Annotated in this window: 18 protein-coding genes; 7 read left to right on the top strand and 11 right to left on the bottom strand. The window is 72.6% G+C overall.

Going from position 1 to position 22,704, the window contains the following annotated elements:
* Window positions 1-2 precede the first annotated feature (2 nt).
* The 6 genes from QIS96_RS31190 to QIS96_RS31165 form a co-directional block, all read right to left on the bottom strand.
* Window positions 3-737 carry a class I SAM-dependent methyltransferase gene (locus QIS96_RS31190; RefSeq protein WP_282546179.1) on the bottom strand — a complete coding sequence of 245 codons (735 nt, stop codon included), beginning with the start codon at window positions 735-737 and terminating at the stop codon, window positions 3-5.
* Window positions 734-2,038 (bottom strand): condensation protein, encoded by a 1,305-nt coding sequence (locus QIS96_RS31185; RefSeq protein ID WP_282546178.1) that lies wholly within the window; start codon window positions 2,036-2,038, stop codon window positions 734-736. The genes QIS96_RS31190 and QIS96_RS31185 overlap by 4 nt, the downstream gene beginning before the upstream one ends.
* Complete coding sequence (locus tag QIS96_RS31180) at window positions 2,035-6,519, bottom strand: alpha-(1->3)-arabinofuranosyltransferase domain-containing protein (RefSeq protein WP_282546177.1); 4,485 nt, start codon at window positions 6,517-6,519, stop codon at window positions 2,035-2,037. The genes QIS96_RS31185 and QIS96_RS31180 overlap by 4 nt, the downstream gene beginning before the upstream one ends.
* On the bottom strand, window positions 6,516-7,187 hold the full coding sequence (locus QIS96_RS31175) for a class I SAM-dependent methyltransferase (protein ID WP_282546176.1): 672 nt from the start codon (window positions 7,185-7,187) through the stop codon (window positions 6,516-6,518). Before QIS96_RS31175 ends, QIS96_RS31180 begins: the two co-directional genes overlap by 4 nt.
* Before the next feature lie 65 nt (window positions 7,188-7,252).
* On the bottom strand, window positions 7,253-8,416 hold the full coding sequence (locus QIS96_RS31170; RefSeq protein WP_282546175.1) for a glycosyltransferase family 4 protein: 1,164 nt from the start codon (window positions 8,414-8,416) through the stop codon (window positions 7,253-7,255).
* Window positions 8,417-8,818: 402 nt separating this feature from the next.
* Window positions 8,819-9,781: a DUF3068 domain-containing protein gene (locus QIS96_RS31165; RefSeq protein WP_282546174.1), complete on the bottom strand. Its 963-nt coding sequence runs from the start codon at window positions 9,779-9,781 to the stop codon at window positions 8,819-8,821.
* 297 nt (window positions 9,782-10,078) lie between these two features.
* Here QIS96_RS31165 and QIS96_RS31160 point away from each other — a divergent pair, with 297 nt between their 5' ends.
* The 3 genes from QIS96_RS31160 to QIS96_RS31150 all read left to right on the top strand — a co-directional run bounded on the left by QIS96_RS31160 (window position 10,079) and on the right by QIS96_RS31150 (window position 12,239).
* Window positions 10,079-10,231: a hypothetical protein gene (locus QIS96_RS31160; protein WP_282546173.1), complete on the top strand. Its 153-nt coding sequence runs from the start codon at window positions 10,079-10,081 to the stop codon at window positions 10,229-10,231.
* Window positions 10,232-10,236: 5 nt separating this feature from the next.
* Entirely contained in the window at window positions 10,237-11,478 is a 1,242-nt protein-coding gene (locus QIS96_RS31155) for a PucR family transcriptional regulator (protein WP_282546172.1), read from the top strand.
* Between the two features lie 104 nt (window positions 11,479-11,582).
* Window positions 11,583-12,239: an SCO2400 family protein gene (locus QIS96_RS31150; RefSeq protein ID WP_282546171.1), complete on the top strand. Its 657-nt coding sequence runs from the start codon at window positions 11,583-11,585 to the stop codon at window positions 12,237-12,239.
* Between the two features lie 71 nt (window positions 12,240-12,310).
* On the opposite strand, the gene QIS96_RS31145 is transcribed toward QIS96_RS31150, so the two are convergent.
* A complete protein-coding gene (locus tag QIS96_RS31145; RefSeq protein ID WP_282546170.1) occupies window positions 12,311-12,748 on the bottom strand; it encodes a MarR family winged helix-turn-helix transcriptional regulator in 438 nt (145 codons plus the stop codon).
* 144 nt (window positions 12,749-12,892) lie between these two features.
* Between QIS96_RS31145 and QIS96_RS31140 the strand changes: the two genes are divergently transcribed.
* Window positions 12,893-13,912 carry an NADP-dependent oxidoreductase gene (locus tag QIS96_RS31140; RefSeq protein WP_282546169.1) on the top strand — a complete coding sequence of 340 codons (1,020 nt, stop codon included), beginning with the start codon at window positions 12,893-12,895 and terminating at the stop codon, window positions 13,910-13,912.
* A gap of 73 nt (window positions 13,913-13,985) precedes the next feature.
* Complete coding sequence (locus QIS96_RS31135; protein WP_282546168.1) at window positions 13,986-14,411, top strand: organic hydroperoxide resistance protein; 426 nt, start codon at window positions 13,986-13,988, stop codon at window positions 14,409-14,411.
* Between the two features lie 107 nt (window positions 14,412-14,518).
* Here QIS96_RS31135 and QIS96_RS31130 read toward each other — a convergent pair whose 3' ends face one another.
* Window positions 14,519-16,903, bottom strand: coding sequence for a M14 family zinc carboxypeptidase (locus tag QIS96_RS31130; protein WP_282546167.1), 2,385 nt, complete (start codon window positions 16,901-16,903; stop codon window positions 14,519-14,521).
* 193 nt (window positions 16,904-17,096) lie between these two features.
* Here QIS96_RS31130 and QIS96_RS31125 point away from each other — a divergent pair, with 193 nt between their 5' ends.
* Window positions 17,097-18,053 (top strand): EI24 domain-containing protein, encoded by a 957-nt coding sequence (locus tag QIS96_RS31125; protein WP_282546207.1) that lies wholly within the window; start codon window positions 17,097-17,099, stop codon window positions 18,051-18,053.
* Between the two features lie 308 nt (window positions 18,054-18,361).
* Here the strand turns inward: QIS96_RS31125 and QIS96_RS31120 are convergent, their stop codons facing one another.
* Entirely contained in the window at window positions 18,362-19,609 is a 1,248-nt protein-coding gene (locus QIS96_RS31120) for a C15 family peptidase (protein ID WP_282546166.1), read from the bottom strand.
* Window positions 19,610-19,651: 42 nt separating this feature from the next.
* Window positions 19,652-20,557 carry an SGNH/GDSL hydrolase family protein gene (locus QIS96_RS31115; protein WP_282546165.1) on the bottom strand — a complete coding sequence of 302 codons (906 nt, stop codon included), beginning with the start codon at window positions 20,555-20,557 and terminating at the stop codon, window positions 19,652-19,654.
* 273 nt (window positions 20,558-20,830) lie between these two features.
* Here QIS96_RS31115 and QIS96_RS31110 point away from each other — a divergent pair, with 273 nt between their 5' ends.
* Window positions 20,831-21,325 (top strand): DUF3145 domain-containing protein, encoded by a 495-nt coding sequence (locus tag QIS96_RS31110; RefSeq protein ID WP_282546164.1) that lies wholly within the window; start codon window positions 20,831-20,833, stop codon window positions 21,323-21,325.
* 91 nt (window positions 21,326-21,416) lie between these two features.
* Here the strand turns inward: QIS96_RS31110 and fabF are convergent, their stop codons facing one another.
* The gene (gene fabF, locus QIS96_RS31105; RefSeq protein WP_282546163.1) at window positions 21,417-22,679 is read right to left on the bottom strand and encodes a beta-ketoacyl-ACP synthase II; all 1,263 of its coding nucleotides are present in this window, start codon (window positions 22,677-22,679) and stop codon (window positions 21,417-21,419) included.
* Window positions 22,680-22,704 lie beyond the last annotated feature (25 nt).

Here is a 22,704-nt window from a genome sequence, read left to right as displayed (position 1 = left end):
GGTCAGGTCCTGACGGCGTGGACGAGCAGGATCGACGCGGCGCTCGGCCGGACGCAGGCGAGCCGGTCGAGGGCTCGCAGCGGCCGCGGCACCCCGTGGAACGGCGCGCCCGCCACCCGTACGACACGGAAGCCCGAGGCGGTGAGGAACTCCCGCAGGGCGCGCGCCGTGTAGAGCCTCAGGTGGCCGACCACCTCGGTGCCGGGTCTGCCGTGGATGCCGCGCAGGCTCACCTCGGAGAACACCGGCTGCACCCCGGCGAGCAGCAGGGCGCGGTTGTACCAGGCGGCGAGGTTGGGCGTGGACAGCATCAGATGCCCGCCCGGCCTGAGCACCCGGCGCAGCTCGTCCAGGGCGCTGTCCGGGTCGACGAGGTGCTCGATGACCTCGCTGAACAGCACCGCGTCCGCGCTGCCCGAGGCCAACGGGAGCCCGCCGTCGGTGAGTTCACCGCGTACGACGTCCGTCAGGTGCGTACGCGCGCGGCGCAGCGCGTCCTGGGACCAGTCCACGCCGATCACCCGGTGCCCGGCGAGCAGCGGGGCCGCCGTGCGGGCCGCGGTGCCGTCGCCGCAGCCCACGTCCAGGACCACGGCGGGGCTGCCGCCCGCCGGGCCCAGCGCGTCGGCGAGCATCCGGGCCTGGCGCAGGCTGCGGGCGTCCCCGGAGGCGACCGGCACGGCCGGGTCCTCGTAGAAGTCGCGGAGCCCGGCGGGTGGGGTGTCGGTGGTGCTCATGGGGCCGCCCCCTCGGTCGCGTACAGGTACTCCTCGAACAGCTCCCGCAGCCGCGCCCCGTCGTCCGGGCCGAGCAGGGTCCGCGACCAGCGCAGGGCGAGGTGCAGGCGCCCGGCGGTGGACGCGGTCGTCACGGTCAGGCCGCGCGGCAGTCGGGCCGGGGCCGAGAACCACACGGCGTGCGCCCGGCCGGCGTCCCCGAAGTCCAGGGCGTACGGGATGCGGCCGATGTTGCTGAGCAGCGTCGTCGACGTCCACGGCCCGGCCGCCCGGCGCAGCCCCCGGGTCAGCGCGGCCCGTACGCCCACGGGCAGTACGGGCGCGGTGAGCAGCGCCGCGCCGCGGCCGAGCTGGGGGCGGTCCAGGGCGATGAGCGCACGGGTGCGCAGCGCGGTCGTACGGAGCAGATCCGGTATCCGGCCGGGGTCCAACTCGTGGGCGGTGAACGGGACTTCGACGAGTCGGGTGCCGTTCCCGATGGGCATGCCCGCGTCCCTGGGCCGGTCGTCCACGGGCATGGTGATGCGCATCGGCCGGGGTGCTCTGCCGCGGTCCCGGTTCCAGTGCGCGATCATCAGCGCGGTCGCCGCCATCAGCTGGTCGTTGACGGTGTACGGGGCGCCCTTCGACCGCTTCGGCACCGGCAGTTCGGCGACGAGCATGCCGTTGCCGGGGAGCGGTTCGGGGTGGCGGCCGGGTGCGACGTGCGCGGGCCGGGCGAGGCCGCCGGGCATCGGCGGCGGGGCCGGCGCCTCGCCCGTGCGCACCGGGGGAGCGGCCGGCGCGTTGTCCCGGCCGCCGTACAGCTCGGCGGCGGTGGCGAGCACGCGCAGGCAGGCCGGGCCGTCGAGCGCGGTGTGGTTGATGACGAGGAACAGCACGCAGCCGTCGGGCCGTTCGGGGTCCCGCACCACTTCGAGCCGCACCGGGGGCGAGGCGTCCAGCGGCGGCGCCTCGGCGAGGGCGCGCAGCCGGGCCCGCTGGAGCGCGGCCGGGCCCGGCTCCGGGAAGGAGACCACCGGCAGGTCGGGCCCGGCGGTCAACTCCCAGGCGTAGCGCCGCCGGTACCAGGCCCCCGGCGCCTGGCGCATCAGGATCCGCGGATGCCTCCGCAGCGCCTCGGTGAACGCCCGCGTGAGGCGTTCGCGGTCCACACGGCCCGGCAGGTGCACCTCGATGTGGACGGTCTCCGGCTCGTCGTCCTGCAGACAGTGCCGGGCGATCTCGTCCACGACGGGGAACGGCACCAGTGATGTCTCAGTGTGCCGTCGCTGCGCCGAGGGGTGGTCGAGCGCGGTCATCGTCCCTCCCCGGACCCCGGCCCTGACCCGGGCCCCGGCCCTGACCCGGGCCCCGGCCCTGACCCGGGCCCCGGCCCTGACCCGGGCCGCTCGGGTGGCGTCGCCCTGAAGCGCGGCCTGCGTGGTGGGACGACGCGGGCCGTCGGCGGGTCGGCCTGTGCGGACGAGGGCCCGCGTGCCGACACGGTCGGTCCCGCCGTGGCCGTGCCCATCGCCGGGGTGGCCGGGTCGGGCCGGTGCCGCTGCGGCAGCGGCGGGTACGGGGCGGGTGCGTCCGGCGGGAGCGGCACCTCCTCGACCGGGCGCTGCCCGTCGCCGCCCCGGTGCCGCCCGCCCCGCTCCCGTACGCCCACGAGGGCCGCGAACAGGCCGGTGAGGGCGAGGAGTTGGGCCGTCGGCGAGAACGCGCCGACGCCCGCGACCGGGGCCGAGCCCGCGTCGAGCGCGGCGGTGACACCGGCCGCCGCCATGGCGAGGAAGGAGATCGGCACGAGCAGCGCGTGCCGCCACCGGGCGACGAGCGCGAGTACCGGCACCAGCAGAGCGAGCGGCCCCGCGATGGCCGCGCCCACCAGGGTCAGGGCGACCGTGCCGAGCAGCAGCCCCGGCGCGGGCGGCGCCTGCACGGCGCCCCCGTCCGGGTTCTCGGCGCGGCGCCGGAACAGCACGAGGCCGAGCAGGAGCAGCACACCGACGGCGCCGCCGAGCACGCCCGCCCGGTAGCTCCCCGCGGGCTCGTACTCCAGCTCCACCGCGCCCCCGGCGCCCTTCGGCACCAGCCAGCCCTGCTGCCAGCCGTCGAGCCGGACCGAGGCCAGCTCCCGGCCGTTCAGGGTCGCCTTCCAGCCCTCGTTGACGTTCTCGTACGTCGTCAGATACGAGGCCTCGCCCGCGCCGACCGTCAGGGACCGGGCGTCGCCCGACCAGTCCCGGACCGACACCTCACGGGCGGCGCTGGACGGTTCGGCGACCGTGCCGTCGGTCAGCGTCACGTCGGTGATCGCGAGAGGTCCGGCGTCCCCGGCCTCGACGCGGTGCGTGCCGCGCTCCAGGTCGACGCTGCCGTCCCGCTCCTTGCCCGCGCACAGCTCGACCTCGATCGGGCGGCGCTCCGTCAGGTCGCGGACCGTGCCCTGCGCCTTCGTCGCGTGGAAGGTGCCGTCGACGGAGAGCACCGGGCCCTCGCCGCAGGCGAGTTCGAAGCGGCGGTCGGGGTCGGGCTGCTCGGTGCGGTACTCGGCGAGGGCCGGCACGTACACCTCGGTGAGGCCGACCGGCAGTTGCAGCTTGTCGTCGGCGACCGGGTTGTAGAGGGTCAGCGGGGCCGTCTCGGTGACCGTGATGTCGAGCCGGTCGGTGGTGATCGGCTCGAAGCGGGCCTGTCCGTTCTCGTCGACCCCGGCGACCGTCGCCCCGTCCGGGGAGCTGATCTCCACCTTCGTGGGCCGCGACGAGAGCCCGCCGGCCGCGGCGAGGACGAGCTCGTCGACCGGCTGCTTGTCCGGCCAGCGCAGGTGGATCACCGCGTTCCGGCCGCTGCCGCCCGCGATCCAGGCCGTCGTCAGATCGCCGTCGGTGAGGTTGCGCGGCGAGATGTTCGCGCCCGTCCGCGCGGTCGAGCCGGCGCTCGCCTTCAGCTGCTTGCCCTGCTTCTTCCGGTCCTCGGGGGACGCCGCCTCGTAGAGCAGCTCGTCGAGTTCGCGCCCGGGGATCGGGACGGCGCTCGCCCGCACCTCGTACGAGCCGGACGCGCCCGTGGTGAAGCGGCGGTGCAGGCCGGGCTCGACTCCGGCCGGGTTGAGGCCGCCCGGGTCGGCGGCGCGGTGCAGCGAGAAGCGGGTGGCGTCCGCGTCGGCGTCCCGCGCGTCGGACGGCAGGCTGAGCATCCGCGTGACCTGCACGTCCGGCACGGACACCTCGGCGAAGCCCGCGCCGGACAGGCCGGGCTTGGAGGCCTGCGTGTCCAGGATCGTCACCTTCAGCCAACTGCTGCTGCCCGCAGGGGCGTTGACGCGCTGCCGCTGCCCGTTCGGCTGCAGCTGGCTGACGCGGCTGCCCCGCTCGGTCTCCACCCGCACCTTCGTGGGCGCGGGCCGCACCCCGTTCTGCGGCAGCGGCGTCAGGGCGATCCGCTCCGGCACCTCGACGGCCTCGTCGAACGCGATCCGCAGCCACTGCCCGTCCGGCGTACCGGCGCTGCCCTCGGCCCAGCCGGTGTCGGGCGAGCCGTCGAAGGCGTTCACAGGGTCGTACTGCGGCAGGTGGAACAGCCAGTTCCCCGACGAGGAGGCGGTCACCGACTTCGCGCCGCGCAGCGCGGACGTCGTCTGATGCTCGACGCCCTCGGTCGGCAGGATCTGCTTCGGCTCCTCGCCGGGGTCCTGCAGGCTCCCGCTGTGGTTCCGCTCCTCGGGCGTGTACGTGTACGAGGTGTTGGCGCCGATCAGGCCGAAGCGGGTGTCGGCCCGGCGCAGCCCGTCCCCGACGGCCTGCAGCGGGGCCTTGCCGAGGCCCGGGTGGTGGTCGCCGGTGAGCACGGCGGGCCGGTTCCGCATCGCCGGGTCGGCGGCGAGCGGAAGCAGCGACTCGGGGCCGCCGCTGACGACGGCCGTGTCCGCGACCGCCTTCAGAGCGGCCCGGCCGGGCTCCCGCACATCGGTCGAGGGCCGGTAGATCTCCACGGCGCGGGAGCGCGGGTAGAGGCCCTCGACCTGGATCGGGGTGTCGTCGGCGATCCGCCCTCCGGTGGTCTTCGGCCCGAAGCCGGTGACCCGCTCGTACCCGGACGCCTCCAGGGTGCGCTTCACCGTGGCCGTCGGCACGTACCCGAGCTGGTCCGGGTCCAGGTCGTTGCGGACCACCACGTGGTGCAGCCCCGCCCGGTTCAAGTAGTCCTGCAGGCCCGGGACTTGGCCGCCGGTCTGCAGGGCCTGCTCGACGGCGTCCAGGGCGCGCCGGTTGCCGGGCGCGCCGAACGGCACGTAGTCGCGCTGAGCCCAGCGGGATTCGGCGAGCACGTCGAGGGGCTGGTCGATGGGTGAGCCCCAGGTGTAGATGCCGTGCGTGGTGGCGGGCACGACCAGGGCGCGTGAGTCGGGCGCGTTCTTCTTCAGCCAACTCGCCGTCGCCGCCCAGTGATCGGGGAGTTCCTTGAACGCGCCGGGCTGCAGGATCGACCCGTTCACGTACGGCAGGACCAGGCCGGGCAGGACCAGGACCGCGGCGAGCAGCGGGGCGAAGCGGCGTGCGCGCAGCGGCCGTGCGTCGCGCGCGACCGTGGCCACGCCCACCAGGTGCGCGAGGCCGAGGGCGAGGGCGAGCGCGAGGCCCGTCTGGAACTTGTAGATGTTGCGGAACGGCACGATCACGCCGTCGAGCAGCCCCTGCACGGCCCCGTGGAACGGCCCGCCGAGCGAACCCCCGTACCCGGCAAGGGTGATGAGGGCGACCGAAAGCACCGTCAGGACCAGCCAGCGCCGCTCGGGCAGGTCGCGGCGGGCGAGCCCGGCGAGGCCGAGCGCCGCCGCGAACGCCGAGCCGAGGATCGCGAGCCAGGCCGTGGCGACGGTCCAGCCGGCCGGCAGCCAGGCCTCGCCGAAGTGCAGATACGCAACCCAGTTGCCCGCGCCGCGCAGCGTCTCGGTCGCGGACATGGTGTCGGTGGTGGTCTGCGCGGACTCCACGTACGGCAGGAAGTTCTCCCCGTACACGCCGAGCAGGAGCAGCGGCACCACCCACCAGGCGGTGGCGAGCAGCACGCCCGGCGCCCACCAGGCGATCAGCTTCCGCTTGCGCGCCCCGCCGGGCCGGGACAGCAGATACAGGCCGACGGGGAGCAGCGAGGCGAGCACCGACGCCGCGTTCACGCCGCCCATGAACGGGATGATCAACGCCGACCTGAGCGCCGCGACCCGCGCGCTCACCGCGTGGTTCGTCAACGGAAGCAGCACCCACGGCAGTACGGCCCCCGGCAGCGCCGCCGCCGACGTCGAACCGATCACCACGGTGTACGTCGGCCACAGCGCGAACGCCGCCGCCGCGAGCAGCCGGGACCTCGCCGAGCCCACGCCGAGCCGCTCGGCCAGGCGCAGCGCGCCCCAGAACGCGGTGGCGACGATCAGCGACATCCACAGGCGTTCCGCCAGCCACACCGGGAGCTGCACGAGGTCGGCGAGCCCGTAGAACGGCAGCGACGGGAACGCGTACCCGACGTACTGGTTGAAGATCCCGCCGAAGCCCGCCTGGTCCTGCCACAACTGGCCCAGGTCGCCGAGGAACCGCCACGGGTCGGCGGCCACGCCCAGCTTCGTCTCGAACGTCATCCGGCCCGGGGCCGCGGCGACGAACAGGACGAACGCCACGGCCCAGAAGCCGAACAGCCACCACCTGGACCGTGGCCCCGCGGGCGGAGCCGGCGGGGCGCCCGGGATGGGACGGGGCGCCTGGGGAGGCAGCTGTGGAGCCTGGACCGTGCTGGTCATGGACACCGCCGGAGAAGGAGAAGAAGGTTCCAGGTGGCGAACTCGCGCAGCACCGGCACCTTGGGCACGGTCTCCGCGAGGAACGGCCAGTAGCGGGACCTGGCCGACAGGACACGCACGTCGGCACGGGCCCGCACCTGCCGCAGGGTGGGCCCGACGTGGACGGCGAAGAGGTTCTCGCCGAGGGTGTGCTTGGCCTGTTTCCCGGTGCGCCGCCGGTAGCGGGCCACGGCGCGGTCGGCGCCCAGATAGTGCCAGGGCGCCCACTCATGGCCGCCCCAGGGCGAGTACCAGTTGGTGAACGACACGTAGATCAGGCCGCCGGGCCTGGTGACCCGCACCATCTCGCTGAGGAACGTCGCCGGGTCGTCGACGTGCTCCAGGACGTTCGAGGAGAACGCGACGTCCGCGACGCCGTCCGCGAGCGGCAGCAGATACCCGTCCGCGAGCACGGAACCGGCGGGCGGCTCCTTGCCCAACTCCCCGGCGTCCGGCTCGAAGAGATACGCCTGCGCGCCGCGCCGCCGGAACTCCTCGGTGAAGTACCCGGCACCGCCGCCGACGTCGACGACGGTACGCCCGGCGAGGCTCCCGTACTTCTCGACCTGGTCGGCGGCGTCACGGGCGAGGAGGGTGTAGGTGTGCTCGGGGTCGGCCTGTTCCTTCATGAAGGCGCGGAAGAGGGTGAGGGACCTTTTGAAAGAGGGGTCCCTCAACGTACTTGTCGGAGGCATCAGTTGGTCCTCCGCGCCGCGACAGCCTCTACCGCCACCTCGCGAAAACGCCGCACCGTGTTCGCCCACCGATAGTCCGCCGCCCGGCTTGCCGCCGCCTTGCCCATGGCCGTACGCCGCTCCTCGGACAGGGCGAGGGAGCACCACGCCGCGGCGAAGGACGACTCCCCGTGGGCGAGCACGCCGGTGACGCCGTCCTCGACGGAGTCGCGAAGCCCCGGTACGTCGAAGCCGATCGCCGGGGTGCCGCGGGTCGCGGCCTCCGTGACGACCAGGCCCCAGCCCTCCACCGCGGAGGGGTGGAGCAGCAGCCAGGACGCGCACAGCAGCCGGTGCTTCTCCGCCTCCGAGACATGGCCCGCGAACTCCACGGAGGGGCCCGCGAGTTGTTCGAGCCGGCCGCGCTCGGGGCCGTCGCCGACGATCACGAGCCGCCCGCCGGTCACGGGCCGGACCCGCTCCCACAGCCGGAGCAGCAGATCGATGCGCTTGTACTCGACGAGCCGGCCCATGGCGAGGAACAGCGGTTCCTCGGAGCGCGGTTCGAGCGGACCGGGGTCGTCGACGCCGTTGTGCACGACGCGGATCCGGTCGCCCGGCACGCCGATGTCGCGCAGCGCGTCGGCCGTGGAAGGGGACACGGCGACCAGCAGGTTGCCGCGCTGAGCCCCGGCGAGCGCCCAGTGCTCCAGGCGTCTGCCGAGCCGGGCGGCGGGGCCCGGGTAGCGCATGCCCCACAGCTCGGTGTGGACATGGTTGACGAGGCACAGGGTGGGCCCGCGATGCCACAGCGGCGCCAGGTACGGCATGCCGTTGCAGACCTCGACGAGCAGATCGCAGTCGCCGACCTGCCGGGCGAAGGCGGAGCGCGCCCTCAGGTAGTGCCCGAGGTCACCGCCCGCCGACACCACGCGGTAGTCGCGGTACGCGGCCGGGCCGCCGCAGAGCAGCGTGACCTGGTGGCCGCTGCGGGTCAGGCCCCCGGCGAGCTGGTCGACGAGGAGTTCGGAGCCGCCGGCGGCCTCGTTGCCGAGGTCGCGGCGGGACAGGAAGACGATGCGGCGCGGGTGCGGGGGACGGGCGCCGGACGGTGCGGGGAGCAGCGCCTGAGTCTCCCCTTGGGGATCGTGGGCGCGCAGTGTGGGAGGTACGTGCTGGGGCATCCGTGCTCCAACTCGTCTCGGGGTGCGGAACGAATGTGGGGGGTTGAGCGGGACCGCACTGGGGCGGGGTGGTGCGCGGTGCGGGAACTGCGGGGACGTGCTCGGGGGGCTTACGGGTGGGGCCTGAGCGGGGTCGGTCGAACGAGGGCGAACGGGGTTGTGCGGATCGCCTGATCTCTGTGGTGTCGCTGTGTCCGTTCGGTGTGTTCGTCGGGTGGGGATGGACAGTTTTCGCCCCGGCGTTCGATGCGGCTACTCACCGAGGTGACAATTTGGCGCTGTTCTCGGGCCGTTCCCTCATCACTTCGTGCGGGAATCCAGGCGTTCGGCGTCCGAAAGTGATCCTGCGTACGTTTTTGGGCCCAACTCGACGACCACGGGCGGGAGTTGAGGCGAGGGGCGTCACGCCTCCGGCGCGCCCTCGTCCCCGCCCGGCCGCACCCGCCCCCGTACGACGAGGAACGCGCCGACCGCCGTCAGGGCCAGGCCGAGCCCCGCCGCGCCGACCGGGACCGTCTCGCCGAGCAGCTGGAGCCGGCTGCTGTCGTCGCCCGCGAGGGCCACCTGCACCTTCTGCGTGGCCTCGGTGAACGCGACCTTCCGGCTGTCCAGGAGCACCACGGCGTCCTTGTCCGAGCCGGGCTTGCGCAGCGTCTTGCGGGGCCCGATCTGCGCGTACACGATCCGGCCCGTGCGCCGGTCGACGACCAGCTCCACGCCGTGGTTCGCGTACCACTCCTCGGCGAGTACCTGGCTCGCCTTCGAGCCGACGAGCCGGCCCGGCACCTGCCGCGTGCCGGTCTTCGTGGCCTTCACGGTCCCGGTGAAGCGCAGGCCCTCGTAGCCCTGGACCTTCTTCGTGCCGCTGAACTTCAACGGCACGGTCGCGCCGAGGGTGCCGTCCCACCAGCGGTACGTGCGCTCCTCGACGTCGAACGGGAACTTCAGGTAGGCCTCGCCCTCGAAGTAGGGCTCCTCGTCGCAGCAGTGCACCGGCGCGTTGGTCCTGCGGTCGGTGACCCAGCGCTCGGTGGTCCACTGCAGCGAGTCGTGCGGGTCGGCCGCGGGCAGCGACTTGTCCGGGTCGACCGAGGTGGACACGTCCCAGACGGCGTGCTCCTCGGTGGAGTCGGCGACGTCGCCGCGCACCTGCCGGGTCACCGTCAGATCGGCGCCCTCGACGGTCTTCACCTTGTCCGTGTCGAAGTAGGCGCCCTTGCCCTCGAAGACGGTGACCGTGTCGATGTCGAGGGGCGTGCGCTTGGCCCGTGGCTCCACGTACCAGGCGAGCAGCGGCGCGAGCACGAGCAGGAAGACGCCGACCCCCAGCAGGACAAGGGAGAGAGGCGAGGCGGTACGGCGCATCCGGGCACTCCAGGGCGTGTGGGACCACTCGACCGGCGCGCGCACGCGGCGGGAGCGGCAGTGGATGAGAGGTGCGTGAAGTGGCGCACGAAAAGCTGGACTCGGCCCCGCGGACGACGAACAGGGCGCCTGCGCAGGCGGTCGCAGAGCCCTGGCCCGGGACCGTAGGCCGACTCTTGACGCACTGTCAATGGACCCTGGACACTGGGCAGTCGCCGGATGGGGACCGGCGAGGGGGAACGATCGCGTCCACGACGCGGTCCGGGGTGGTGTCGCCGACAGAGAGGCTGACCTGCCATGAACCGACTTCTCGCAGCAGTGCTGACCACGCTCTGCGCCGCCGCGCTCGCCGTGGGCGCCGCACTCGGAATCGTCGCCCTCCTGGGCGTCACACCGGAACAGCCCAACACACCCCTGATCAGCTACGAGCAGGCGCAGCAGGGACGTTGACCACGATGAGCGCACGCTCCGCCTGGCGGGTGGTGCCGCGACCCAAGATGACCAGGTTCGCCGATCTCGCCATGGCCGAGGTGCCCCGCCTCGCCGACGACATCCTGCGCGAGATCCGCCGCGAGTACCCGCATCTGCCCGTCGTCCTCAACGACTCGGGCGAGCCCATGGCGCTCGTCGGCATCCGCCGGGCCCTGGAGGTCTTCGTCCAGCAGATCGCGCACACCGAGGACCGGCCGCGCCAACACCCCGAAGTCTTCCAGGAGTTCGGCCGCGGCGAGGGCCTGCACGGCCGCAGCCTGGACTCCCTGCAGGCCATCTACCGGCTCGGCGTCCGCCTCGCCTGGCGCCGCCTCGCCGAGATCGGCCAGCTCGTCGACATCCCGCCGCCCGCCATGTACGAACTCGCCGAGGCGGGCTTCGAGTATCTGGACGTCCTTGTCGACCAGTCCGTACGCGGCTACGCCGAGGCCGCGGCCCGGCAGGCCGGTGAACGGCTGCGGCTGCAGCGGAAGTTGCTGGAACTCCTGCTCGTCGAGCACCGCACCGACCGCACCGACCGAGCCGATCCGGCCGATGCGATCGCCGAGCGCGCCGCCCGCGTCGGCTGGGCCCTGCCCGAACGCGTCGCCGTCGGCGTGCTCCTGCGCCCCGCCCGCGAGGCCGTCGCCCCCGCCGTCGGCCCGGACGTCCTGCTCGACATGGAGACCGAACAGCCCCGCATGGTCGTCCCCGACCCGGACGCGGCCGGCCGGCCCGAACTCCTGCGCCGCGCCATGACCGGCTGGGCCGGGGCGATCGGCCCACCCGTGCCGCTAGTCGACGCCGCCAAGTCGCTGCGCTGGGCGGAGGCCGCCGTCCGCCTCATGGAACGCGGACTGCTTCCCGGCGGCGAGGTGCTGTTCTGCGCCGAGCACACCGAGGCCCTCGTCCTGCTCCAGCCCGAGGAACTCCTCAACGACCTCGCCCGGCGCACCCTCGCCCCGCTCGCGCACTGCGGCCCCGCCCACGGCCGCCGCCTCGCCGAGACCCTCCTTGCCTGGCTGGAGACCCGCGGCGGCGCCCCCGAGGTGGCAGCCCGCCTCGGCGTCCACCCCCAGACGGTCCGCTACCGGCTGCGGCAGATCCGCGAACTGTGGGGCGACGAGATCGACGACCCGGACCGCCGCTTCGAACTGGAACTGGTCCTCCGCGCACAACGCCTCAGAGGCGGCATCTCCGGCCCACGAGCGGAGGGCGCGGCGTAGGCCCTGTCTTCGGGTGTCTCCCAAGCGCCTCCCCAGGACTCGACACACAACCTTCACACCACCTGCCTCACCCGTTACGGGACCGCCCCTAGCCTCCCGAACTTATGGACTACTGCCACCCGTGCCGCCGGCACCTCAACGGCGCCGTCGTGTGCCCCGGCTGCGGCACGCCCGCCGAGGCCTGCCGGCGGTACGCCGAGGAGATGGCGGCGGCCGAGGCAGCGGCCGCCGGGCCCGACGCGGACCGCGGGGACGAGCCGGGCGAGCCCCGCCGCTCCCGCCGCGCCGCGGGCCGCGCGCGCCGCCGGGACGCCGAACGGCGCCGCCGCCGGACCCGCGCGCTCGTCGTCGGCGCCGGGTTCCTGCTCGTCGCGGGCGGCGTGGGCGCGGCCCAGCTGGGCGGCGACGCCGAGCCCGTGGACCGCGCGGCCCCCGCACAGCCGGACGGCCCCGAGAGCACGGACGCCGCCCAGCCCACCCAGACCGCGACCGAGACCGGCCGGGCCGACCGCAGCAGCCGCAAGCCCTCGACCACGGCCACTGCGACGACCGCCACCCCGGAGGCGACCCCGACGGCGATCCGTACCCGGGAACGACCCGACAAGGCCACCAAGTCCCCGTCCCAGAAGCCGAGTTCGCGCCCGCCGAGCACACAGCGCCCGCCCAGCGAACGCCCCACGTCACCGCCCGAGACGCAGCCCTCGGAACCGGAGCCCACGCCCTCGGAGACGTGCGACCGGTTCCTGTGGTGGTGCACGTAAACCGGTTCCTGCGGTGCCGCACGTAAACCGGTTCCTGCGGTGGCGGGCCTGAGCCGAGGCGCGCCTTCGGCTCACGCCTCCAGCATCTGCTTCAACAGGTCCCGCAGAGACACCCGCTGCTCCCGCGACAGCGAACCCAGCGGCTCGCGCGCGAAGTCGTCGAGCCCGTCCCGCAGCTCGCGCGCCGTCCGCGCGCCCTCCTCCGTCGGCGCGGCCAGCTTCACGCGCCGGTCGGCCGGGTCGGGGCGGCGCTCGACCAGGCCGCGGGACTCCAGGCGGTCCACGATGCCCGTGACGTTGGACGGCTCGCACTTCAGCTGCTGCGCGATCCGCCGCATCGGCATCGGTTCGAGCGACAGCAGCCCGAGGACCCGGGCCTGGGCTCCGGTCAGGGCGTGCTTGCTCGCGGCCCGCTCGTACTCGTCGTGGTAGCGGTTCACCACGGAGCCGATCAGCTCGACGACCTCCAGGGTCAGCGGGTCGGTGCGGGGCGTACGGGATGTGGCCATGCCCTCAGCGTACCCATTTACTTGACAACATGAAATATCCAGGCGCATGGTTGTTTCACGTTCTGAAGTAAATGTGATCCTCGATCCTCGATCCACGACCCGCGGTCCACGATCCACGGGTATGCCATTCAGGAGGCCGCCCCCATGTCGTCCCTGCCTTCCACCAGCCGCGCCTGGCACCTCGTCGCCCGCCCGCACGGCTGGCCCCAGGACTCCGACTTCGAGCTCCGCGAGACGCCGCTCGCCGCCCCCGCCGAGGGCCGCATCCTGGTGAAGAACCTGCACTACTCGGTCGACCCCTACATGCGCGGCCGCATGAACGACGTGAAGTCGTACATCCCGCCGTTCCAGCTGGACCAGCCCATGGACGGCGGCGCGGTCGGCGAGGTCGTCGCCTCGAACGACCCGGGCTTCGCCGTCGGCGACACCGTCCTGCACGGCCTCGGCTGGCGCGACTACGCCGACGTACCGGCCAAGCACGCCAAGAAGGTCGACGGCTCGCTCGCCCCGCTCTCCGCCTACCTCGGCGTCCTCGGCATGCCGGGTCTCACCGCGTACGCGGGCCTCCTGGAGGTCGCCTCGTTCACGGAGGGCGACGCGGTCTTCGTCTCCGGCGCCGCCGGGGCCGTCGGCAGCCAGGTCGGCCAGATCGCCCGCATCAAGGGCGCCTCCCGCGTCATCGGCTCGGCCGGCACGGACGAGAAGGTCAAGCTCCTCACCGAGGAGTACGGCTTCGACGCGGCCTTCAACTACAAGAACGGCCCCGTCGCCGAGCAGCTGAAGGAAGCCGCGCCCGACGGCATCGACGTCTACTTCGACAACGTCGGCGGCGACCACCTGGAGGCCGCCATCAGCCGCCTCAACGTGCACGGCCGCGTCACCGTCTGCGGCATGATCGCCGGCTACAACGACACCGTGCCGACCCCCGGCCCGCGCAACATGGCCATGATCATCGGCAAGCGGCTGCGGCTCCAGGGCCTGCTCGTCGCCGACCACCAGGCGCTTCAGCCCCAGTTCGTCCAGGACGTCGCCTCCTGGATCGCGTCCGGCGAGCTCAAGTACAACGAGACGTTCGTCGACGGCATCGAGAACAGCGTGGACGCCTTCCTCGGCGTCCTGCGCGGTGACAACACCGGAAAGATGGTCGTCAACCCGACCCGTTAAGGTTCACGCAGTGACCGTTCCGGGTCGTGGGCGCGAGCCCGGCGCGGCACCGACGATGGAGGAAAGCAGCAAAATGGCCATCCAGCAGTCCGAGGTCAAGTACACCGCCGTAGCCACCGCGGAAGGCGGCCGTGACGGCCGCGTCGCCGCCGACGACGGCAAGCTCGACGTCGTCGTCAACCCGCCCAAGGAGATGGGCGGCTCCGGCGAGGGCACCAACCCCGAGCAGCTCTTCGCCGCCGGTTACGCGGCGTGCTTCCAGGGCGCCCTGGGCGTCGTGGCGCGTAACGAGAAGGTCGACATCACGGGCTCGCTCGTGACCGCCGAGGTCGGCATCGGCTCCAACGACGAGGGCTTCGGCATCATCGTCGCCATCAAGGGCTCCATCCCGACCGTGGACGCGGCCACCGCCAAGTCCCTGCTCGAGAAGGCCCACCAGGTGTGCCCGTACTCCAAGGCCACCCGCGGCAACATCGAGGTCTCCCTCGCCGTCGCCTGAGCCACCGCGCACCCCGTCGACATCGACTGACGGACCGCGAACCGCCCGAGGGCCGCACTCCGGAATTCCGGAGTGCGGCCCTCGGTGTGTGTCGCAGGGGCGCGGGATCAGCCGATCAGTGCCCGTCCGACCTGCGGGAACAGGCCCTTCGGGTGCACCCGGAACATCGGCTCGGTACCGAAGAGGACGACCTCCGCGCCGCCCGCGCGCCCGCTGACCACGGACGCCCGGCCCGAAGCGTCGCCCGGACCGCCCTTGCCGTTCTCGGCCGCCCGCCAGTGCCCGGCGACCAGCGGGTTCCCGCTCGCGTACGACTGCTCGACGCGGACGCCCGAGCCGAGACCCGTGAACCACATCGGCGAGTACACGAAGCTGTGCGCCGGGGCGCCCTCGGCGAGCGGGCCCTCGTTGCTCACCCGGACCACGCCGTTCGCCGCCTCGTTGCCCTCGACCGCCGTCACGTCCAGCAGCTTCGCCGAGTCGTTGAACGCGGCGCCCGTCGCGCCGCGCGCCACCACCCGGCCGCCGTCCGCGAGGAAGCCGTCGAGCGCCTTCTTCGCCGAGGCGTTCAGCTTGTCGTGCGCAAGCCCCGAGGACACGAACAGGGCGTCCGTGCCCTCCCAGTCGAAGCCGTCGTTCAGGGCCGCCGTCGACACCGGCGTCACGTCGAACTTCATCTCCCGCAGCGCGAACAGCTCACCCGGCGTGACCGCCGCGGCGACCTTCGTCGGCTGCTGCGCGTTGGCCGCCGCGACCGCCTCCGGCGAGTCCAGGCCCGCCCCCGCGTCACCGGCCACCGCGCCCCGCACCGCCGAGCGCCGCACGTCCAGGTCCGTGCCCTCCGGCACCGCCCGCACCTGCGCGCCCCACAGCAGACCGAGGCTCCAGCCCGAGATGTCGTACATCGTCGACACCTTGTCGCTGATGTCCCGGCCCTCGGCGAGCAGCACGTTCGCCATGCCGCGCTTCGACTGGTGCAGATCCACCACATACGAGCCGGCCGGGTACGCACGCCCGTCGAGCCGGAACGCCTCGCTCGCGCGCTCCACCCGTACGTCGTTGTCGAGCAGGTGGTTCACCAGGCGGGCCGTGGCCGCGTCCGTGCGCTCCCCGTCGCCCGCCGGAATGACGTACGCGCGCGGGAACTCGGTGGTGTAGACGTCCTCCGGGCCGATGCCCGGGACACCCGGCACGGTCTCCTCGGAGACCTCCACCTGCTTCTCGCCCGCGTCGGCCCGCCGGAACGTCTCGATCTGGTCGGCGATCAGCGAGCTCCGCTTCGTCCGCGCGAAGTCCAGCGTCGCACGCATCGCCGCGCCCGCGATGTCCACGTTGATCCCGGACCTGCGGCGCAGCTCGTCCACCGGCAGCGAGTCGTAGTCCGCGTTGTTCACCCGCATCGGGAACTCGATGGTGTGCGAGGCGACCGCGCCGTGGAACGGCATGTACTGCGGAGTGAAGATCGGCGGCCAGTCGTCCCAGCCCTCCTCCTGGTCCCGGAACGGGATCACGGCGGGCTTCACCCCGTCCTTCGCCTCGGTGTAGCCGAGACCGTTGACGGCCTTCTCCATACCGAGAGCGTTGGCGTACGTGTTCTTCAGGAACAGGTCGTACTCGTAGTTCTCGCCGTGCGGGGGAGTGGTCGGCTCGATCAGGGTGCCGTTCACGTACCCGTGCAGGTCGATCATCACCGCGGGCTGCTTGTCGATCGCGATCTGCCGCATCGCCCGCGTCTCCGGCTGCGACGCGGTGACGAAGTCCCGGTTCAGGTCGAAGCCGTTGCCGTTGGCACGCGTACCCGCGATCCGGCCGTCCGGGTTGGCCGTCACGTTGAAGTACACCCGCGAGGTGTCCAGGAGCTGCTCGGTCTCCTCGCTCTTCGACGTGGCGAGTTCCTCGATGAGTTCGAGGGCCGCGTCCGTGCCCTCCCACTCGTTGCCGTGGATGTTGTTGTTGACGAACACCGGCGTCTTGTAACGGGCCTTGATCTGCGGATCCTCGGCGGCCTCCGCGGGCGAACTCTCGATCTGCTGCCGCATCCGCTCCTGCTCGCCCGCCGCCCGCGCCGACTCCGGCGAGGTCACGGTGACCAGATACAGCGGATGCCCCTTCGAGGACTCCCCGGCGACCTCCACACTGACCCGGTCACCCAGCTCCTGCAGCTCGTTGAGGGCCGGAGCGATCGAGTGGTACGGGGTCAGGCCCAGCTTGATCGACTTGTCGCCGGGGTTCTCCGGCTGGGCCGGCAGCACCTGCTCGCGCGGGTAGCCGCCGGTGCGCGCGGCCGGCCCGGCGGTCCCGGTTCCGGTCGCGCTCTTCAGGGCCCGCTCGGCGGCCGTGACCGGCGACTTCGCCGCACTGTCGGCGACGCTCGCACCGCTGTCCCGCACCGGACGCGGAGCCCCCGGGTCGGCGCTCGCCCCGAGCGGAGCGAGCAGCACGGCGGCCGTCGCGGTGGCCAGAGTGATGAGGGCGGGTCTCGGTATGCCCACACGTACCTCCAAATGTCCCGAACCGTTCGGCCAGGAAGATCAATACGCGAGGTCTACCGGATCCAACTCCCCGCCAACAAGGGTGTGTTGGCCACGGAAATTTCCAGCGCCCACTGTGCGCCCTCTGTGACAGCACCGTTGCCCCGCGCCGACTGCTCGCCGACACGCTCCCGTTAGGGTGTTCGACATGGCGATGCGTGATCTGGGAACCGGTTTTGGATATCTCGCGAAAGGCCAGCGCTGGGTCGCGAGCCACGGGCGCTGGCTGGGCATCGGCCTGATCCCGGGCCTCATCACCCTCGTGCTCTACGCGGCCGCCCTGACCGGTCTCGCCCTCGGCGCGGACGACCTGATCGCCTGGGCCACGCCGTTCGCCGACGACTGGTCGTCCCCCTGGATCGACCTCTTCCGCGGCTTCCTCACCGTGCTGCTCTTCGCCCTCGGCCTGTTCCTCGCGGTGATCACCTTCACCGCGGTGACGCTCCTCATCGGCCAGCCCTTCTACGAGTCCCTCTCCGAGCAGGTCGACAAGTCCGAGTCGCCCGACGGCACCGCACCCGAGTCGGGCCTGCCGCTCCTGCGCGAACTGTGGATCTCGGCCCGCGACAGCCTCCGCATCCTGGTCCGCGCCCTGCTGTGGGCGGTGCTCCTCTTCGCCCTCGGCTTCATCCCCGTACTCGGACAGACCGTCGTCCCCGTGATCGGCTTCGGCGTGACCGGCTTCTTCCTCGCCCAGGAACTCACCTCGGTCGCCCTGCAGCGCCGCCGCGTCGAGGTCCGCGAACAGCTCGCGATGCTCCGCGCCAACCGCATGATGACCTGGGGCTTCGGCGTGCCGCTCGCCCTGTCCTTCCTGATCCCGTTCGTCGCGGTCTTCCTGATGCCGGGTGCGGTCGCGGGCGCGACGCTGATGGTCCGCGACCTGCGCGGTGAGAATCAACTCCCGCCGCAGCAGCCGCAGTCGGGCGACCCGAGCCTGTACGCGGCGGGCGGGCAGCCCGCCGCGCCGTACGGCCAGCAGGCCCCGGGGGCGTACGGGCAGCCGCAGGCCCCCGCCCCGCACGGCCAGCCGATGCAGCCCGCCCCGCAGGCCCCTGAGGCGTACGGGCAGCCGCGGCAGCCGATGCAGGGCAACCCGTACGCGAAGTAGCGGTGTCGCCGCGGGCGCTGGATGTCTCCCCTCCCCGCCCCTTCCCGAAAGCTTGCAGCAGCTTCGGGGCTGCGCCCCGGACCCCGCTGTCTTTTGGCTTTCCCGCCGTCGTGGCTGGTCGCGCAGTTCCCCGCACCCCTATCGGGGCACGTGACATCCCGCCCCAGCCCGCAAAATCCAGCCCCTCCGGCGTTTGAGATGGGGGTCCCCCCTGCTCGAGCGAAGCCGAGAGCTTGGGGGAGGGGGTCCGGGGGCTGGCCCCCAGGAGCCGACCGCAGGTCTTTCGGGAAGGGGCGGGGTGGGGAGAATCAACGACCGGCCGCAGCCACCGACACAATCCCCCGCACCTGCGAGACGATCGCGAGCCGGTTCCGGACGAACTCCGGGTCCGTGACCGTGCCGCTCGCCGGATCCGTGTTGCCCGCCCCGAACTGCAGCACCGGCGTGTGCACATGGCCCCCGGGCAACTCGTGCAGACCGAGCCGGTCGCGCAGCAGCGTCGCCCGGTACGCGATCTCGTTCGACAGATAGTCGCCGCCCCCGCCCGCGCGGGCCGTCGAGCCCTCCGTCGGCCCGTCCGGCCGCTTCACCGGCTCGCTCGCCCCGGCCGGGATCTCCGTCACCTCGGTGTTGTCGTACACCGGGAACGGCCCCGTGTCCGCCGCCACGATCCGCTCGTACGGCAGCGTCGTCCGGGTCCACTGAGGCTGCGTCGCCGGGTCGCTCACCGGCACCGTCTCCGTGCGCGACACGTTCACGTTGTCCGGGAAGCCGCCCCGCCAGGCCCCGTTGAACCGCTCCACGTCGAAGCGGCCCACCCGGCCCTGGCTCACCGTCGTGAACGCGTCCACCCGCGGCAGCTGCGCCCGCAGCGCCCGCTCCACCGCCCCGTCCGCGAAGTCCTGCCAGCGCACCGGGAAGACGGCCACCTCCACCCGCGCCCTGCGCCCGTCCGCCGTACGCACATACGTACCGTCGAGCGCGAGCGCCGCCGCCCCCGAAGGGTTGCTGATGCGGACGTCCCGGTCGAGCGTGAACGGGTCGAACCCGGTCAGCAGCACCTTGCGCTCACCACGGTCCGGGTACCGGATGTCGTCCTGCCCGCGCGAGGCCCGCTCAAGCTCCCCGAGCAGTGCCTCCCGCCGCTCCTCGGTCAGCTCGAACTCGGCGTCCAGGGCCCGCAGTTCACGCGTCATCGCCAACCGCGCCCAGTACAGCGGCCGGTCGTCGTCCCGGCTCAACTCCCCGTCCGCCACCGGAACCCGCCCCTGCACCCGGCCCACGGCCCGCTCCCACAGCCGCGCCCCGTGCCGTACGACGACCCGCCGCGCCTCCACGTACGAACCGGCCGCGCGCAGCGCACGCGCGAACTCCGGGGCCGCATCGGCGAATCCGCCACGGCGCAGTATTTCCTGCGGGGCGGCCCGGTCGAGCCGCTGCTCCTCGACAGTGGGCTGCGAGGCGGGTGCGGGTGCGGGCTCGGGCGCGGCGCCGAGGGCGAGAGACGAGGAGAGGGCGAGCACAGCGGCGCAGAGCCGCATACGTATGACTGACACAGGGGTCCTTCCGCGAGCCGTCGAAACTCCGAAAGGGAGGAACTACCCAGCCGTCACCCGCCGGAACGCCAACTCCGCAAGCCGCGCCTGCCCGCTCTTGCCCGGATGGAAGAAGTCCCAGCGGCTCAACTGCCCGGTGCCGAAGCGGTAGTCGAAGACCGCGCCGTCGTCGTACCGGCACCGCTCGTCCTTCGCGCACACCTCCGCCAGCGCCTCGTTGTACGCCACCACCCGCTCGTACGCCGCGTCCCTGCGCTCCGTCGACCGGGCGTCCAGGGCGTCCGGCTCGCCCAGCATCGTCGGGCAGATCCCGAGGCTCCACACCTGCTTGGCCATCGCACTGCCCTTGCCCTGCGACCAGAGCTGCTTCAGATCGGGCACGCTCGCCACGTACACCTGCGCCTTGGGCCGCTCCGCGCGCAGCGTGCGCAGCGACTCCGCGAAGTCGCGGCGGAACTCGGCGACCGGCGTCATCGCGTCCACCGAGGCACGGCACACATCGTTCGCGCCGACCAGCACCGTCACCAGGTCCGGGGACTCAGCCGCCGCCCGCTCCATCTGCTCGGGCAGGTCGGCCATCCGGGCCCCGCTGTTCGCGAAGTTCCAACTCCGCTTCGCCGCCGCCTGCTTGCCGAGCAGCCGCACCGCGAGGGAGCGCACCGCAGGGTCCGTGCCCGTCGCCCACGAGGCCTCCGGACAGTCCGCGAGCACCGAACAGGCGTCGAAGCCCCGCGTGATGGAATCCCCCACCGCGGCAACGGAGTTCGGCGAGGTGTCCCAGACGGGCTCCGGTCGCGGCGCCGGCTTCCGGCTCGACTGTGCGGGTTTCGGTGCCGACGCGGCGCCCTCGGAGTCATCGCACCCGGCGAGCGCCGAAGCCGCCAACACCGCCGCAACGGCGAGCGCGGCCCCGCGACGAAGAGGACGGACGAAACCGAACTCCCGCATCTTGTCGTCCCCTCTGTGACAGCTGTGGCGTCCTGCCGGGTGAATGCCGAACGATTCCCCGCACCGGGACCGACGGTACGTCACACTCGGGCCGCCGCCGCACGGTAGCTTTGCCACAGTCGACCCAGGGGCAGGCCGCTGTCTCGGTTCCGGTAAATTGCATCACGTCATATCTGTCCGAATTAGTCGTCATTGGCTACGTTCGGTCAGCATTGCTCGGCACGGGCGCGAGGCCGCTGGGGAAGGCGAACCTCGACCCACACTGGAGGTCCGGTGACGACACGTGGAGTTCTGTACGTGCACTCCGCTCCGCGCGCGCTGTGCCCGCACATCGAATGGGCAGTCGCGGGCGTACTCGGCGGGCGTGTGAACCTCGACTGGATCCGGCAGCCCGCCGCCCCCGGCACCTGGAGATCCGAGTTCTCCTGGAGGGCCGAGCCCGGCACGGCCGCCAAGCTGGCCTCCGCCCTGCGGGGTTGGCAGCTGCTGCGCTTCGAGGTCACCGCCGAGCCGAACGCGAACGCCGAGGGCGAGCGGTACAGCGCCACCCCCGACCTCGGCATCTTCCACGCCGTCACCGGAATCCACGGCGACATCCTGATCCCCGAGGACCGGCTCCGCGCCGCCCTCGCCCGCTCGCAACGCGGCGAGAGCGAGCTGCAGTCCGAGCTCACCGCCCTCCTCGGCAAGCCCTGGGACGACGAGTTGGAGCCCTTCCGGTACGCGGGGGAGGGCGCGCCGGTGCGGTGGCTGCACCAGGTGGTGTGAGTTCTGGCGCTGTGAGTTCTGTACGCAGAAGCCCCGCTCGGAAATCCGAGCGGGGCTTCGACGTATGGGTCCGCTACGAGGGCGGCACCCTTCAGACCGTACGGAACGCAAGCACCACGTTGTGTCCACCGAACCCGAACGAGTCGTTCAGGGCGGCAATGGTCCCCTCGGGAAGAGCACGCGGCTCGCCGCGGACGATGTCCGCGTCGGCCTCCGGGTCAAGGTTCTCGATGTTGATCGTCGGCGGGGCGACACGGTTTTTCAGCGCGAGGACCGTGGCCACGGTCTCCACACCGCCCGCGCCACCGAGCAGGTGACCGGTCATCGACTTCGTCGCCGACACGGCCACGTGGTTCAGGTCGTCGCCGAGGACCTTGCGCAGCGCCTTCAGCTCACCGATGTCGCCCTGCGGGGTCGACGTGGCGTGCGCGTTGGCGTGCACGATCTCGGCGGGCTTCAGGTCCGTCTGGTCAAGCAGGTTCTGCACCGCCTGCGCGATGCCGCTGCCGGACGGGTCGGGCTGCGTGATGTGGTGGCTGTCGGCCGAGATGCCCTGGCCGACGGCCTCGACGTAGATCCGGGCGCCGCGCGCCTTGGCGTGCTCCTCGGACTCCAGGATGATCACGCCGGAGCCCTCGCCGAGCACGAAGCCGTTGCGGTCGACGTCGTAGGGGCGCGAGGCGCCCTGCGGGTCGTCGTTGTTCTTGGACATCGCCATCATGTTGCCGAACGCGACGATCGGCAGCGGGTGGATGGCGGCCTCGGTGCCGCCCGCGATCACGACGTCGGCACGGCCGGTGCGGATCATCTCGATCGCGTACCCGATGGCCTCGGCGCCGGACGCGCACGCGGAGACCGGGGTGTGCACACCGGCGCGGGCGTTCAGGTCGATACCGACGTTGGCCGAAGGGGAGTTGGGCATCAGCATCGGCACGGTGTGCGGGGAGACACGGCGTACGCCCTTCTCCTTCAGCACGTCGTACTGGTCGAGCAGCGTCGTGACGCCGCCGATGCCGGAGGCGATGACCGCGCCGAGACGGTCGGGGTCGACGGAGCTCTCCTCACCGGCGGGACCGGCGAAGCCCGCGTCCTGCCAGGCCTCGCGGGCCGCGATCAGCGCGAACTGCGCCGAGCGGTCCAGCTTGCGGGCCTGCGGGCGCGGAATGATCTCGGTCGGCTCCACGGCGATCTGGCCGGCGATCCGGACCGGCAGGTCGGCGGCCCACTCCTGCTCGAGCAGGGAGATGCCGGAACGGCCCGCGAGCAGGCCCTCCCAGGTAGAAGCCGCGTCGCCACCCAGCGGTGTGGTTGCGCCGATACCGGTGACGACCACGGTGCGATTGGTCGAGTTCACAGGGATTCTTTCTCCACGTAATAGG

This window comes from Streptomyces cavernicola, assembly GCF_029968035.1.
GTDB lineage: Bacteria > Actinomycetota > Actinomycetes > Streptomycetales > Streptomycetaceae > Streptomyces > Streptomyces cavernicola.
This window is presented reverse-complemented; position numbering and strand designations above follow the sequence as displayed.

Bases quoted from the DNA above. Each gene is read 5' to 3' on its own strand.
- QIS96_RS31185 (WP_282546178.1), bottom strand. From the start codon at position 2,038: ATGACCGCGCTCGACCACCCCTCGGCGCAGCGACGGCACACTGAGACA.
- QIS96_RS31115 (WP_282546165.1), bottom strand. From the start codon at position 20,557: ATGCGGGAGTTCGGTTTCGTCCGTCCTCTTCGTCGCGGGGCCGCGCTC.
- QIS96_RS31135 (WP_282546168.1), top strand. From the start codon at position 13,986: ATGGCCATCCAGCAGTCCGAGGTCAAGTACACCGCCGTAGCCACCGCG.
- QIS96_RS31140 (WP_282546169.1), top strand. From the start codon at position 12,893: ATGTCGTCCCTGCCTTCCACCAGCCGCGCCTGGCACCTCGTCGCCCGC.
- QIS96_RS31170 (WP_282546175.1), bottom strand. From the start codon at position 8,416: ATGCCCCAGCACGTACCTCCCACACTGCGCGCCCACGATCCCCAAGGG.
- QIS96_RS31175 (WP_282546176.1), bottom strand. From the start codon at position 7,187: ATGAAGGAACAGGCCGACCCCGAGCACACCTACACCCTCCTCGCCCGT.
- QIS96_RS31145 (WP_282546170.1), bottom strand. From the start codon at position 12,748: ATGGCCACATCCCGTACGCCCCGCACCGACCCGCTGACCCTGGAGGTC.
- QIS96_RS31150 (WP_282546171.1), top strand. From the start codon at position 11,583: ATGGACTACTGCCACCCGTGCCGCCGGCACCTCAACGGCGCCGTCGTG.
- QIS96_RS31180 (WP_282546177.1), bottom strand. From the start codon at position 6,519: ATGACCAGCACGGTCCAGGCTCCACAGCTGCCTCCCCAGGCGCCCCGT.
- QIS96_RS31125 (WP_282546207.1), top strand. From the start codon at position 17,097: ATGCGTGATCTGGGAACCGGTTTTGGATATCTCGCGAAAGGCCAGCGC.
- QIS96_RS31155 (WP_282546172.1), top strand. From the start codon at position 10,237: ATGAGCGCACGCTCCGCCTGGCGGGTGGTGCCGCGACCCAAGATGACC.
- QIS96_RS31165 (WP_282546174.1), bottom strand. From the start codon at position 9,781: ATGCGCCGTACCGCCTCGCCTCTCTCCCTTGTCCTGCTGGGGGTCGGC.
- QIS96_RS31160 (WP_282546173.1), top strand. From the start codon at position 10,079: ATGAACCGACTTCTCGCAGCAGTGCTGACCACGCTCTGCGCCGCCGCG.
- QIS96_RS31190 (WP_282546179.1), bottom strand. From the start codon at position 737: ATGAGCACCACCGACACCCCACCCGCCGGGCTCCGCGACTTCTACGAG.